This window comes from Aquibium microcysteis, assembly GCF_014495845.1.
Lineage (GTDB): Bacteria > Pseudomonadota > Alphaproteobacteria > Rhizobiales > Rhizobiaceae > Aquibium > Aquibium microcysteis.
In genome coordinates this window covers 5,787,843-5,801,237 of the sequence record NZ_CP061080.1, presented here as the reverse complement: position 1 = coordinate 5,801,237, position 13,395 = coordinate 5,787,843, and the positions used below count along the sequence as shown (strand labels likewise).

Here is a 13,395-nt window from a genome sequence, read left to right as displayed (position 1 = left end):
TTCCCTCCCGGATACGGCCGGCGTCGAAGAGACGGCGCCTGCGCGCTTTCTGTCAACCTGCCGGTACGGACCGGCGCCTGCAAGAAACGTCGGGAATGTCGATGGAATTATGTCGGCCCGGAGCCTTTCGGCGACGGGCCTGCCGCGCGCGGTACCCGGTGCGGCGAGGCCGCGGACTTGCGCGACCTTCCGGGATGCTTCGGTCGTCCTCCCGGCTGGCCCTCGCGACCTCAGTTGGTCAGGCCGATCTCCTGCATCTTGGCGAGCAGCCTTCCGTCCGGCTCGCCGGTCACCGGCAGGCGGAAAAGCGACTGGAACTCGCGGATGGCGGCGCGGGTCTTCTCGCCCATCACCCCGTCGATCTCGATGCCCTCGTTGCCGAAGGCACGCAGGCCGGCCTGGATCCGCACAACGTCGGCCTGCACGGCGGCTGCCGCGCGCACGTCCTGCAGCATCTCGGTCGCGGCGGCCACGTCGCGCGGACGAGGCAGCGGGGCGGCGGCGGGGACGGTCGCATGAGCCTGTGCGGGCGCGGCCGCGACGCCCGCCGCGGGAGCTGCCGCCGGTTGCGGTTCGGGAGGTGCGGCATGCGTCCGGCGCTCGCTGCCGATGCCCAATGCGTCGAGCAGCCGGTCGTCGATCTCGCCCGTCGCCGGCATGCCGACCGTCTTCTGATAGCCGGCGATGGCGGCGCGGGTCTGCGGACCCATCAGCCCGTCGACCGTGCCGCGATAGAGGCCCAAACCCTCCAGCGCGATCTGGACGCGCATCGTGCGCTCCTGCACCGGCTGTGGCGCCGCCGGCACTGCCGCGACGGGTTCCGGTATCGGCGGAACCGAATTCGTCACTTCGGCCGACGGCGGCTGCATCACCGGTTCGGGCCGCGCCACCGGCAGCGGTGCGGGCAGTTCGGCGGGCCGCTCGACGAGGAAGCGGGTTTCCATCAGCGGGCCGGGATGGCGGTAGGGCTGGTTCCAGAGCGCATTTGCCGAAACGTAGAACAGCACCACCAGGAAGGCCGTGGAGGAACCGACGAGGACCGGGTTCTCCGCGATCGCGGCGCCGGATGCCGTGGCGGCTGCGCCGATCAGTCCGGCGAGAGGTGACAACTCACGCTGACTGGCGGATCGCTTCATCGGCTGACGTCCTCGGCTTGGCGGCTGGCGGGATGGCGACGATTTCGGCATCGAAGAGGTCCTGATGTCTCGGCGGCTTGCGGATCGGCAGCGTGACGGTGACGATCGTCCCCTCGCCCGGCGCGCTGTCGATGGTCATCGAGCCGTCCTGCAGCTCGACGAGGCCCTTCACCAGCGACAGGCCGAGGCCCGTGCCCTCGTACTGCCGGGTGTAGTCGTTGAGAACCTGGACGAAGGGCCGTCCGATTCGGGAAAGGTCTTCGGCGCTGATGCCGATGCCCGTGTCGGCGACCGAGATCGTCACGCGGCGCGTGTCGCGGGCGGCGGTGACCTTCACCCGGCCGCCCTCGGGCGTGAATTTCACGGCATTGGACAGCAGGTTGATCAGGATCTGCTGGATGGCCCGCCGGTCGGCGAAGAGATCGCCGGAGGCGGCGGCGAGGTCCTGCTCCAGCGTCACGCCCTTCGCCCGCGCCTGGCACGAGACCATCGACAGCGAGCTGTCGACGGCGTCGGCGAAGCGGAAGGTCTCCGGGACGATCGGGTAGGTTCCGGACTCGATGCGGGCGACGTCGAGGATCGAGTTGACGATGGACAGCAGGTGCTGGCCCGATTCGCGCACGAGGCCGACATAGTCCCGCTGCCGGTCGGAGGCCAGCGGACCCGCCATGCCGCTCGCCAGCATGTCGGAGAAGCCGATGATGGCGTTCAGCGGCGTGCGCAGCTCGTGACTGACGGTGGCCAGGAAACGCGCCTTGCCCAGCTCGGCGCGACGGTTGGCCTCGGCCAGCGCCTCGCGCAGCCCGGTGAGTTCGGTATTGTCGCGCAGGATCGCCACGAAGCCGGCATCGGAAGGGCCCTGCGCCATCAGGTCGAGCACGAAGGCGCGGTAGCCGCCGTCGCGACGCTGGCCGTCGGCGGGCAGGCGAAGCCGCAGTTCGACCCCGCGGTGGCAGGCGCCCTCGCGCAGGTCGGCCAGCGCGGTCAGCCAGGCGATCCGGTCGGCGACGTGGATCCGCTCGATGAGGCCGGTACCGAGCAGGAACTCGGGCTCGAGCCTCAGCAGCGACCGGGCGCTGTCGGTGCAGTCGACGACGTCGCCGCCGCGCCCCATCCGCAGCGTCACCGCCGGCATCAGAGTCTCGATCGGCGGCAGCGGCTCGCGTTCCGGCGCCTCCTCGACGTCGGCCGAGAGCGCGGCGCGGCGCAGCCACAGCGTCATGCCGTAGGCGATCGGCAGCAGCCAGTGCGCACCGGTCGCGGGCTGCACTGTCTCGGGCATGAGCAGCGACAGCGCGACCGCCCCGGTCACCGCGGCGGCCATGGCCGCAAGGCCGGCACGCAGGGCTGCGCGGCTACGCAGCGCCAGCCAGGGCTCCAGCACCAGCGGCAGCCAGGCGAGAAAGAGCGGCGACGCGACGCCGCCGGCGCGGTGGATGATGATCGCGACGGGCACCGTGGCACAGGCGAGCAGCAGCGGAGCGGCGACGGTGCGCCGTCCGGTCTGCGCCACCGCCACCGCGGCGGTCCAGCCGATCACGCAGACGATGCAGATGGCCGCGAGCGCGATGGAGAGGCCCGCGTCCGCAGACAGGACCTGTGCGAAAGCGCCGCCGACGAAAAAGGGACCGGCAAGGGCCACGCCGAGCAGGCGCCTCTGCAGGTCACGCTCGCCCTTGTCGGCGATCGAAGGGTGAACGAGCCGGGCGCAGGCCTGCCCAAGCCGCGAACATCCCTCGCTCGTTCCAGTCGGAAGCTTACTCAACACCACGCGCTCGCTGACGCCCGTTCGACGGACTTTCGTTCAGCCCGAAACTCGCATTCCCGGTTTAATGAATGAATAAGGCACGGCATGAGCGGGGGGCGGGAACCGGTGGAAAACCGGTCCGGCGCGCGCCGGTCGCCGCAAGCTTCGGTTGATGGTTAACGAAGCGTGACCGCGGGACGGATCGCCGCGGCGCCGCGTTCGCTGCCACCCGCCGGTACTTTCCCATCGATTTCAGAGGGTTGTCTGGTAAAGGACGGGTTGCTGAAATGGGCGGCATTCGTCTCGATTCCGCCAGGAGCGCGAACCGCTCGGATTTGCATCCAATTTGAGGAAAACTTCGCCGTCCGCTGCAATCGGGCGTTGGGCCATGCGATATAGGAAGGTGGGGAGGCCCGCGACGTCACATGCGGGCCATGAACGACGGGACGCGAGGCAATGGGTTTCCTGATCCGCACGAGCTTCTGGTTTTCACTGGTTCTGCTGTTCCTGCCGATCGCGCCGGAAGAGGGGACCGAGACGGTGAGCCCGCTTGCGGCGCTGGTGGCCGCGCGCGATGCCATCGGCGACGTCAGCGGCATGTGCGAGCGCGAGCCGCAGGTCTGCGAGACGGGACGCGCCGCTCTGGCCACCATCGGCGTCAAGGCACGCGAGAGCGCGCGGATCGCCTACCAGATGCTCGAAGACGAACCCGCCGAAAACGACGCCATCACCACCGGCGGGGTCAAGCCCGCCGACTGACGCCAGCGGCGCGGAAGACGCCGTTTCGATCGACTGCAGCTTCGATGGTGCGCCGCATGCACGGGCCTCGTGCATGCGGCGTTTTCCCGATGCGTCGCAACCGTCCGAATTCGTCGGCCGGGCGGTTCAACAGATCCCCGATCCGCTCTATATGCGGGGCAACAGGGACGCAGACGCATCATGGCCGCCGACATCCAGTCCATCATCGACGACTTCGCCTTCATCGACGACTGGGAGGATCGCTACCGGTACGTCATCGACCTCGGCCGCGACCTGCCGCCCTTCCCGGAGAGTGACCGGACCGAGGAGAACCGCGTCCCCGGCTGCGTCAGCCAGGTCTGGCTGACGACGAGACGCGGCAGCGGCGACGATCCGGTCGTCGAGTTCTCGGGCGATTCGGATGCCCATATCGTGCGGGGCCTCGTCGCGCTCATGCTGGCGCTCTATTCGGGCCGCAAGGCGAGCGAGATCGTCGCCACCGACGCCGAGGCCGTGCTGGCCGGACTCGGCCTCGACGAGCACCTGACTCCGCAGCGGTCCAACGGGCTGCGTTCGATGGTCAAGCGCATCCGCACCGACGCCCGCATGGCGCTGGCCGACCCCGCCTGAGACAGGGCGCCGTCTCGACCCGCAAGCGGCCGCACCGGTTGCGAACGACCCACGGCATCGGCAGGCGCGGGCGGCGGTAGCGTCGCGCGAACCGCCCTTCCCGCGCATGTCAGCTCCGTGCCGACTTCGGCCGGTAGTCCCGCGTTCCCCAGTGGAGGATACGGCGCGGCCTGGGGGCAGGCTCGGGCGCATAGTGGCGCGCGAGCGCCGAGAGCGCGGCGCGGAGCATCACCTTGGCCGATCGCACCGGCCAGCCCCGCTCCAGTTCCACCGTCTCCAGCCCCTTCAGGAAGCAGCAGACATCGATCAGCAGGTCGGCGAATTCGGGTCCGACCTCCTGGAGGGCGCGGTCGACGCGGTTGCGTGCCGCGAGCGCGGCGTCCGTCAGGTCGGATTTGCTGCCTCCCGGTCCTCCGGCGCCCCCGCCGCCCAGCGCTGCCCAGTTGATGCCCAGGCGCGGCATCAGCAGACCGCGGTCGAAATCGCTGCGCAGGCGCTCCCCCGCACGAAACTGCCTGTCCTCGAGGAAGGGACGCCCGCCCCGGTCCTTGATGCGCGACAGCTTTGCCAGAGGCGACTCCGTGAGGTTCACGGCCACCGTCTGCGGTCCCTCCTCGGTCTCGACGGTCGCGGCGCCCACCTCCGCGTGCTGAAGCAGGAAGGGCCGCTCCGCCGCCCTGGCCCGGACATAGGCCGATCGGCCCGTCTCCGTCAGGCGAAGCATGCCGTCGCCCGTCCGCTGCAGGAAGCCCGCTTCCGCCAGCGTCTCCAGCGCCGTCATTTCCACCTGGATGGCGCCCAGGCGCTCCGACCGGAGCCGGACCCGCCCGCGCAAGGCCGCCTCTTCGACCCGGGCGTCGCCGCCCGCCAGAAAGCGCAGGATGCGCAGCCTCACCTTGTCGGTCGCCCGTTTCATCGGCGGTACTCCAGGCTGCGAAGCGCCGCGCCGGCGACACGTTCGGCAAGCGCCACGATGGCATCGAAGTCGGCGTCGTCGCGCATGTCCTCGATCAGATGACAGGCATGCAGCACGGTGGTGCGCTCGCGGGCGAAGCCGCGGCCTACGTCCGACATCGACAGGCCCATCACCACATGCGTCACGTACATGGCGATCTGCCGCACCCGCGTGACGCTCGTGGTCGTCCGACCCGGCTGGCGCAGTTCGCGGCCGCTCACGTTGAACAGCGCCGCGGTGATGTCGATGACGCAGTCGCACACGAAGACGGCTCGCTCTTCCGATCGCTGCGATGAAGACGGGCGCGGGTCCTGCCTTTCGCTGGCCGGGTGGCCTGGCGGTGCGGCGTCGGGGCTGTGACGGATCTGGCTGGCGGCTGACGATGGCACGGAACACTTCCCCCTGGTGCTAGGAATATGTTCCTCTTATACAGAAACGGCCGCGAGGTGTGAACAAAAGCGCAACCCGCACGCGCGCAGTTTTCTTCTACAGTTTTGAAATTGCTGGCTTTCTCGAATCCGTTTCGATTTTTTCGCGCGGAATCTTTCCCCACCCCCGACAGCCGCACCGATCATTGCGCCTCCAGTTCATGCACCGGAGGCACCCGTGACGACATTTGCAGAAGACGCGAGAAGACACCGCGAGCGCAAGGCGCTCGAGACGAGGAATGCGGCGGTCAGGGCCGCGTTCTTCCTGATGACCGGGATCGAGATCGCTTCCGCCCTGGCGTTGGACGAGGAGGCGCGGGCTGCCGTCAGGGTTCGGCTCGAGCGGCTGATCGAGCGGGAGCGGCTTCGCGGCGCGGCGCGGCACTGGAGCTACGACCTCAACCGCCACATCGCGCTCAAGCAGGCGCTGGACCAGTTCACGACCGAAGCGAATCGCCCGGGCCGCAAACGAAAAGACGGCGGCGCCGGGAGGCGCCGCCGTCAGATCCGGAACGAGCCGTCGGGTCGGGTCAGCGCGCAGCCTTGCGCTTGCGACCGAGCCCCATCTTCTTCGCAAGCTGGGAACGAGCGGCCGCGTAGTTCGGCGCGACCATCGGGTAGGACGCGTCGAGGCCCCACTTCTCGCGGTACTGATCCGGCGTGAGACCGTAGTGGGTCATCAGGTGGCGCTTCAGCGACTTGAATTTCTTGCCGTCCTCGAGACAGATGATGAAGTCGTCGTGGACGGACTTCTTCGGGCTGACCGCAGGCTTCGGCTTTTCGGCAGGCGCCATTTCGGTCGCCGTGCCGACCCGGCCGAGCGCGGCATGGATGTCGGCGATCAGGTTCGGCAATTCCGAAACGGGAACGGGATTGTTGCTGACGTAGGCAGCAACGACGTCGGCAGTCAGCTCGATGAGCATGTTGCCCTGAGTCAGGTTCGACTCCGAAATTTCCATATTGGTCAGGCCCCAGTGAGTTGGCTAGTGGATTGGGATCGGCGTTCTAAGCACCGCTGCGTCTGAGAACAGCGAATTCGCCGCTGCACGACTCGCCATTCCTGTCGTTAAATGAGCCCCTGAAGTCTTCAAGTCAATTCTGTCTGCGGGAAATTACGAAAAAATAATGTAACAAATCGGTTTAGTGGTCTCTCAAACCTCTGATCTGCAACCGGCGCGAGACGAGCATAGCATCCAAAAATATTATCAGCCCGATTTTTTCCGTGATCACCAGCCCGTCTGGTCTGACCACGTCCGGTTCATTCGACTTTGTCTCCGGCGCGTGGCGGCATCTCGTCGTGAACTGAGCCTTCCCAGAGCGGGTACCCGGCGGCATAGGCGGCCTTGGCCAGAAGATGGGCTGAAATCGGGGCGGTGAGCAGAAAGAAGACGACGCCGGCGAGGGCGCGGGAGGCGACGGCGGTGTCGTCGGTATAGACGGCCACGGCGATCAGCATGACGCATGCCCCGAGCGTTCCCGCCTTCGAGGCGGCGTGCATGCGGGTGTAGAATTCCGGCAGCCGGAGCAGGCCGACCGACGCCACCAGCGCGAAGGCCGCGCCGATGACGATCAGGACGCCGGTCAGGTAGTTGGTGATGATGTCGGTCACAGCTTCACCTCCGGGTTGCTCGGTGCCGTCTCGCCTTCGGCCGCGTTCTTCTCCAGTGAATTGCCGCGGCTGAGCACGAAGCGGGCGAAGGCCACGGTCGCCAGGAAACCGACGAGGCCGAGGGCGATGGCGACGTCGATGTAGAGCGTGATTCCGCTGCGGATGCCGATGACGGCGATGAAGCCGAGCGCCACGGCCACCAGCATGTCCAGCGCCACGATCCGGTCGGGCAGCGTGGGGCCGCGCACGACGCGGTAGACCGTGACCAGGAAGGACAGGCACAGCAGGGCGAGCGCGACGGTCACCGCCCCGGCCAGGAAGGTTTCGCTGCCGCTCACCGGAAGGCCTCCATGATCTTGCGCTCGAAGCCGGTGGCGATGTCCATGCGCGCCTGGTCGGGGTCGGAACAGTCGAGTGCGTGGATGTAGAGGATCCGCCGGTCATCCGAGACGTCGACCGAAAGGGTGCCGGGCGTCAGCGTGATCAGGTTGGCGAGCAGGGTGATCTCGAAGTCGCGGTCGACCTTCAGCGGATAGGCGAAGATCCCGGGCTTCAGCTTCATGTCCGGCGTCACCACCAGCACGGCGACGCGCCAGGCCGACAGGATGAGTTCGTAGACGAACAGCAAGGCGAGCGACAGCACGCGGCGGGCGCGGGCGAAATAGCCGAGCGACCCCACCTGCCCGCGAATGAGGTAGAGCGCGCCGGCGCCCAGCGCGAAGCCGAACAGGAAGTTGACGAAGGTGGCCGACCCGGTCACCACCATCCAGGCCAGCGCGAGCAGGATATTGGCGAGATAGAGCGTCATGATCCACCCTGCGCTGGGAACACCGAACCGATATAGGATGCGGGATCGGCAAGGCCCGCCGCCGCCGCCTCCGCGATGCGCAGGAAGGGCTCGGGCCACAGGCCGATCCAGACTGCGGGCACGAGAAGCACGAGCACGGTGCCGTAACCCGCGACGGGGTCGATCGGCCCCGTTGCGCCCGTCACCGCCGCGGCCTGCTCCGGACGCCAGAACGAAAGGGCGAAGACGCGGCCGAGCACGATGGTGGTCAGCACGCTGGACAACAGGATCGCAGCGGTCAGCCACCAGGCTTCGGCCGCGATCGCCGCCTTGACCAGGACGATCTTCGGCCAGAGGCCCGACAGCGGCGGCAGGCCGGCCGCTGCCAGCATCAGGGCCAGCATCATGGACGCCAGAAGCGGATGCGAGCGGTAGAGCCCGCCGAGTTCGTGCAGCGAGAAGCTGCCGCCCGCCTCGCGCATCAGGCCGGCGACGAGGTAGAGCGCCGTCATGACCAGGATCGAATGGATGGCGTAGAGCACGGTGCCCGAGAGCGCCGGCGGCGAGCCGATCGCCAGGCCGGCGAGCATCGTGCCGATGCCGGAGATCACGACGAAGCCGATGGTGCGCCTCACGTCCGTCTGCGCCAGTGCGCCGAGCACGCCGAGGATCATCGTCAGGATGGCCACCACCGCGATGACGTCCGACAGCACGGCGCGTTCGACGGGAAAGAGCGTCGTGAAGGTCCGCAGGAGCGCATAGATGCCGACCTTGGTGAGCAGGCCGCCGAACATCGCCGAGGTGACGATGCGCGGCGTGTGATACGAGGCCGGCAGCCAGAAGTTCAGCGGGAAGGCAGCCGCCTTCATGCCGAAGGCGAGCAGGTAGAGCGTGGCGATCGTCATCAGCGGACCGTCCTGCCGGAGGCCCTCGGCCTTGCGCGCGATGTCGGCCATGTTGAGCGTGCCGAAGACGCCGTAGAGATAGCCGGTCGTGATCAGGAACACCGTCGTGGCGATCAGGTTGAGCACGGCATATTTCACCGCCCCGTCGATCTGGCGACGCTCGGAGCCGAGGATCAGCAGGCCGAAGGACGAGATCACGAAGACCTCGAACCAGACGTAGAGGTTGAAGATGTCGCCGGTCAGGAAGGCGCCGTTCACGCCCGCGATCATCAGCAGAAGGAACGGATAGAAGCCGTAGCGCCGCCCGGTTGCGTCGATGTCGCGGAGCGCGAAGACGGCGGCGGCCGAGGCGGCGAAGGTGGCCGTGGTGGCGAAGGCCGCGCCCAGCATGTCGGCCTGGAAGGTGATGCCGTAAGGCGGCAGCCAGCGGCCCATCGTCATCACCTGCGTCCCCTCGCCCATCACCCGCCACAAAAGAACGAGGCAGGCGGCGAAGGTCGCGGCGAGCACGGCGAAGGCGACGGCGGCATGCAGGCGCGTCCGGTGGCGCACCATCAGAAGCAGCGCGCCGCCGAGGATCGGCAGCGCCACAGGGGCAATCACGGCCCAGTCGAGGAGGCTCGTCACGCCCTGGACGAAGGCGGCGCTGGTGTCCACCGGCACGGAGGTCTCGGCTGCCATGTCTGCCTCAGTATCCCAGCGGCGGAAGGCCTTCGCCCCGCGGCTCGGCGATGCGCATTTCGTCGGTGTCGTCGGTGCCGAGGTCCTGATAGGCGCGGTAGGCCAGCACCAGCAGGAAGGCGAAGAAGGAGAAGGAGATCACGATCGCGGTCAGGATCAGCGCCTGCGGCAGCGGGTTGGCCGTCACGCCGTCGAGCACCGTCTTTCCTTCGGCGATGATCGGCGGCACCTCCCGCAGCACCCGGCCGGCGGTGAAGATGGTCATGTTGACGGCATTGCCGAAGATGGCGATGCCGAGCAGCACGCGGATGATGTGCTTGGACAGCATCAGATAGATCGAGACGGCATAGAACAGGCCGACGAGCCCGGTGAGAGCGGTCTCCATCAGTCCTCCTCCCTTTCCTCGAGAGCGAGCGCGATCGAGGTGATCGCGCCGACGACCACGAAGTAGACGCCGAAGTCGAAGACCATGACCGAGGAGAGGTCGATGGTGACGCCGGGCAGGTAGACCTTGGTCCAGAGACCCGTCAGGAAGGGCACGCCCATCGCCAGCGACAGAAGACCCGACGCACCCGACAGGAACAGGCCGAAGCCGGCGATCGCCATCGGGTGGAAATACATCGCCCGGCGCACCGGCGCCACGCCGCATGCGATGCCGTAGATGGCGAAGGCCGAGGCCGCGATCAGGCCGCCGATGAAGCCGCCGCCCGGTTCGTTGTGGCCGCGCAGCAGCACGAACACGGAAAACAGCACCATCAGGCTGGCGAGGTAGGGTGCTGCGGTTCTGAAGATCACGGTCTGCATGTCAGGACCTCGCCTCCGGCGGATTGGACGGACGGGGCACCCGGATCCGGATGAGCGCGAGGATGGCGAGGCCGGTGATCATCACCACCGCGATCTCGCCCAGCGTGTCGAGGCCGCGGAAGTCCACGATGATGACGTTGACGATGTTGCGGCCATGCGCGATCACGTAGGAATAGGTGCTGAAGAACTCCGACAGCGTCGCGTCGAACGGCACCTGCGTCACCTTGAGCAGCAGCAGCGCAAAGCCGAGGCCGCAGGCGCCCGCGATCGCCATGTCCATCAGCTTCTCGCCCGACGGCCGGTGGTCGCTCGGGTGCAGCCGCAGCCGCGTCATCACGAGCGCCAGGATCACCACCGACAGCGTCTCCACCATGAACTGCGTGAAGGAGAGATCGGGCGCGCCGAGCAGCAGGAACAGCAGCGCCACCGCGAAGCCCTGGATGCCGAGCGACACGATCGCCGTCAGCCGGTCGGCCGCATAGACCACGGCGCCGAGGCCGATCACGGCGATGGCGAAGACCGTCCATTCGTAGAAGGTCAGATCGGGGACGGAGGGCACCGCCGGAAGTTCGTCGAAGGCCAGCATCGGCACCCAGACCGCGAGCCCGATCATGACGAAGGTGACGATCATGTAGACTTCGAGCCGGCCGTTCTGGATGACGCCCGTCACCGCATTGGCCAGCCGGATCAGGCCGCGGATCGCCTGGTCGAAGCCCTTGTCCGGTCCCCAGCCGATGGCGGACAGCACGCCGGCCATCGTCTCCCGCGCCCGATCGAGCACCAGGTAGATGACGATGCCGAGCGCGATGGTGACGAGCGAGAGCAGAAGCGCCAGGCTCGCATGCGGGATCACCGAAATGTAGATCTCCACCGGCGCACCGGCGACCGCCGCAGCCATCGGCTCGGACACGTAATGGTGCGAGACGCCCGAGAAGACCGCCGCCGCGAGACCCACGACGGCGAGCGTCAGCGGTCCGAGCCAGAGCAGCACCGGCCCTTCATGCGCGTGCTTGGGCGTCTCGACGGCCGCGCCGAGGAAGGGCTTCAGCGCCACCGCGAAGCCGATCACCAGCATCAGCGCATTGCCGACGATGGCAACGACGGTGAAGACGCCGTTCCAGCCGTCCGAGAAGTTCAGCGCCGCGTAGATCTCCTCCTTGGCGAGGAAGCCGAAGAAGGGCGGCAGCCCGCCCATCGACAGCGCGGCGAGCAGGGCTGCGGCGAAGGTGATCGGCATGGCCGAGCGCAGCCCGCCGAGGCGGCGCACGTCGCGCGTGCCGGCCTCGTGGTCGATCAGGCCGGCGACCATGAACAGCGCGCCCTTGAACATCGAATGCGCCACCAGATAGAGCACTGCCGCCTCGATCGCGATCTCCGATCCGAAGCCGGTCAGCATCACCAGCAGGCCGAGCGAGGCGACGGTCGTATAGGCGAGCATCAGCTTGAGGTCGGTCTGGCGGATGGCGAGCAGCGTGCCGACCAGGAGCGTCGTGCCGCCGAAGACCGGCAGGATCGTCTCCCACCACGCCGTGTCGCCCAGCACCGGGTTCAGCCGCATCAGCAGGTAGACGCCGGCCTTCACCATGGTGGCGGAGTGGAGATAGGCCGAGACGGGCGTCGGCGCCTCCATGGCGTTGGGCAGCCAGAAGTGGAACGGGAACTGGGCCGACTTGGTGAAGGCGCCGCCGAGCACCAGCACCAGCGCCAGCAGGTAGAAGGGAGCCGCGCGCAGCGCGTCGCCCGATGCGAGCAGGTCCGACAGCGTCCCCTGCCCCGTCGCCGCCCAGATGACCAGCAGCCCGGCCAGCAGCGACAGCCCGCCCAGCCCCGTCACCACCAGCGCCTGGATCGCCGCGCGCCGCGAGGCTTCGCGGGAATGGTCGAAGCCGATCAGCAGGAAGGACGTGATCGAGGTCAGTTCCCAGAAGACGAACAGCATCATGAAGGAGTCCGACAGGACCAGTCCCTGCATGGCGCCCATGAACATCAGGATGAAGGAAAAGAAGCGCCCCTGCTGCTCGTGCCCCTTCAGGTAGCCGCCGGCGTAGAGCACGATCAGCGTGCCGATGCCGGAGATCAGGAGCGCGAAGGTCAGCGACAATCCGTCGATGAACCAGGCGAAATCGACGCCGAGGCTCGGGATCCAGGAATAGCCGCCTCTGACGATCCTGCCGTCGGCGACGTCGCCGAGATAACCGAAGAAATGAACGAACAGGAACAGCGGCGCGAGCGCCAGCACCCAGGCCGCATTGTGCTTGAGGACGCGGGTCAGCCCGGGGGCAATCGCGGCGGCCAGGAACGGCAGGATCAGCGCAAGAAATGTAACCGACTGCGATCCGTCCGCCATCCAGAAGTCCCGTCCCCGCCATTGCTTGGGCCGCGCCGCGCGCGCCGGGGGACAGATAGCGTCTCGGTCTTGCCCCCGCAAGCAAATGCAGCGACGTCGCGACGTTTGTGCCCCGGATGGCCTTGCTCAAAACGATGCACGGGCCCCTCCGCCACGCCGATCCTCGACCGGCGACCGTGGGCAGATGACCTGGCACCGGTCAGGCCAGACCATCCGTGCAGCTTTCAGTGTGGCACGATGTACTTGCCGTAGACCCAGCCGGTGGCGAAATTGCCGTTCTGCGCGGGATCGTGCCAGACCTCGCACCAGCGATGGCGCACGGCCTGCGCCTTCTTCCAGTCGGGCTGGCCGGCGACGTCGTCGAGGTCGAGCCCGCCGGTGCAGCGCCCGGTCATCTGCAGCACCGTCCCGTTCGGATAGGCCGACTGGATCTGCGAGGTGCTCGCCGGATACTTGCGCACGTTCAGCACGTCGCCCCAGGCGACGTTGGCGACCTCCCAGGCATGGAAGACGGAGGCCTGCGCGCCGGCGGCGAGGCCGGCCGTCATGGCGAGGGCGGCGAAGGCGGATGCGAGGCGAAGCTGCGGTTTCATCGGCGTTTCTCTCCCAAAGCATTTGAACCGGCCCG

The 13,395-nt window shown here is 67.7% G+C and carries 15 protein-coding genes and 1 pseudogene; 3 read left to right on the top strand and 13 right to left on the bottom strand.

Annotated features, from left to right (window positions below; genetic code table 11):
• Positions 1-230: 230 nt before the first annotated feature.
• Positions 231-1,136, bottom strand: coding sequence for a peptidoglycan-binding domain-containing protein (locus IAI54_RS27320; RefSeq protein WP_187970172.1), 906 nt, complete (start codon positions 1,134-1,136; stop codon positions 231-233).
• Positions 1,111-2,901, bottom strand: a complete 1,791-nt coding sequence (locus tag IAI54_RS27315) for a sensor histidine kinase (RefSeq protein ID WP_187970171.1) — start codon at positions 2,899-2,901, stop codon at positions 1,111-1,113. Before IAI54_RS27315 ends, IAI54_RS27320 begins: the two co-directional genes overlap by 26 nt.
• Before the next feature lie 438 nt (positions 2,902-3,339).
• Between IAI54_RS27315 and IAI54_RS27310 the strand changes: the two genes are divergently transcribed.
• Both IAI54_RS27310 and IAI54_RS27305 read left to right on the top strand, forming a co-directional pair.
• A complete protein-coding gene (locus IAI54_RS27310) occupies positions 3,340-3,642 on the top strand; it encodes a DUF5330 domain-containing protein (protein WP_187970170.1) in 303 nt (100 codons plus the stop codon).
• Between the two features lie 180 nt (positions 3,643-3,822).
• A complete protein-coding gene (locus IAI54_RS27305) occupies positions 3,823-4,251 on the top strand; it encodes a SufE family protein (protein WP_187970169.1) in 429 nt (142 codons plus the stop codon).
• A gap of 109 nt (positions 4,252-4,360) precedes the next feature.
• Here IAI54_RS27305 and IAI54_RS27300 read toward each other — a convergent pair whose 3' ends face one another.
• Positions 4,361-5,167, bottom strand: a complete 807-nt coding sequence (locus IAI54_RS27300) for a DUF6456 domain-containing protein (RefSeq protein ID WP_235679184.1) — start codon at positions 5,165-5,167, stop codon at positions 4,361-4,363.
• Positions 5,164-5,469 (bottom strand): helix-turn-helix domain-containing protein, encoded by a 306-nt coding sequence (locus IAI54_RS27295; RefSeq protein WP_187970168.1) that lies wholly within the window; start codon positions 5,467-5,469, stop codon positions 5,164-5,166. Before IAI54_RS27295 ends, IAI54_RS27300 begins: the two co-directional genes overlap by 4 nt.
• A 499-nt stretch (positions 5,470-5,968) precedes the next feature.
• Here IAI54_RS27295 and IAI54_RS29355 point away from each other — a divergent pair.
• Positions 5,969-6,067 (top strand): annotated as a pseudogene (locus tag IAI54_RS29355) (cytoplasmic protein); the annotation flags it as partial.
• A 97-nt stretch (positions 6,068-6,164) separates the two neighbouring features.
• Here IAI54_RS29355 and IAI54_RS27290 read toward each other — a convergent pair.
• The 9 genes from IAI54_RS27290 to IAI54_RS27250 all read right to left on the bottom strand — a co-directional run bounded on the left by IAI54_RS27290 (position 6,165) and on the right by IAI54_RS27250 (position 13,360).
• The gene (locus tag IAI54_RS27290) at positions 6,165-6,593 is read right to left on the bottom strand and encodes a Ros/MucR family transcriptional regulator (RefSeq protein ID WP_187970167.1); all 429 of its coding nucleotides are present in this window, start codon (positions 6,591-6,593) and stop codon (positions 6,165-6,167) included.
• Between the two features lie 299 nt (positions 6,594-6,892).
• Positions 6,893-7,243, bottom strand: coding sequence for a monovalent cation/H(+) antiporter subunit G (gene mnhG, locus IAI54_RS27285; protein WP_187970166.1), 351 nt, complete (start codon positions 7,241-7,243; stop codon positions 6,893-6,895).
• Positions 7,240-7,581, bottom strand: coding sequence for a cation:proton antiporter (locus IAI54_RS27280; RefSeq protein WP_187970165.1), 342 nt, complete (start codon positions 7,579-7,581; stop codon positions 7,240-7,242). The genes mnhG and IAI54_RS27280 overlap by 4 nt, the downstream gene beginning before the upstream one ends.
• The gene (locus IAI54_RS27275) at positions 7,578-8,051 is read right to left on the bottom strand and encodes a Na+/H+ antiporter subunit E (RefSeq protein ID WP_187970164.1); all 474 of its coding nucleotides are present in this window, start codon (positions 8,049-8,051) and stop codon (positions 7,578-7,580) included. The genes IAI54_RS27280 and IAI54_RS27275 overlap by 4 nt, the downstream gene beginning before the upstream one ends.
• Positions 8,048-9,616 (bottom strand): Na+/H+ antiporter subunit D, encoded by a 1,569-nt coding sequence (locus IAI54_RS27270; RefSeq protein ID WP_187970163.1) that lies wholly within the window; start codon positions 9,614-9,616, stop codon positions 8,048-8,050. The genes IAI54_RS27275 and IAI54_RS27270 overlap by 4 nt, the downstream gene beginning before the upstream one ends.
• Positions 9,617-9,623: 7 nt before the next feature.
• Positions 9,624-10,001, bottom strand: a complete 378-nt coding sequence (locus tag IAI54_RS27265) for a Na+/H+ antiporter subunit C (protein ID WP_187970162.1) — start codon at positions 9,999-10,001, stop codon at positions 9,624-9,626.
• Positions 10,001-10,420, bottom strand: coding sequence for a Na+/H+ antiporter subunit B (locus IAI54_RS27260; protein ID WP_187970161.1), 420 nt, complete (start codon positions 10,418-10,420; stop codon positions 10,001-10,003). Before IAI54_RS27260 ends, IAI54_RS27265 begins: the two co-directional genes overlap by 1 nt.
• A 1-nt stretch (position 10,421) precedes the next feature.
• Entirely contained in the window at positions 10,422-12,767 is a 2,346-nt protein-coding gene (locus tag IAI54_RS27255; protein WP_187970160.1) for a putative monovalent cation/H+ antiporter subunit A, read from the bottom strand.
• Positions 12,768-12,991: 224 nt separating this feature from the next.
• Positions 12,992-13,360 carry an SH3 domain-containing protein gene (locus IAI54_RS27250; protein WP_187970159.1) on the bottom strand — a complete coding sequence of 123 codons (369 nt, stop codon included), beginning with the start codon at positions 13,358-13,360 and terminating at the stop codon, positions 12,992-12,994.
• Between the last annotated feature and the right edge of the window lie 35 nt (positions 13,361-13,395).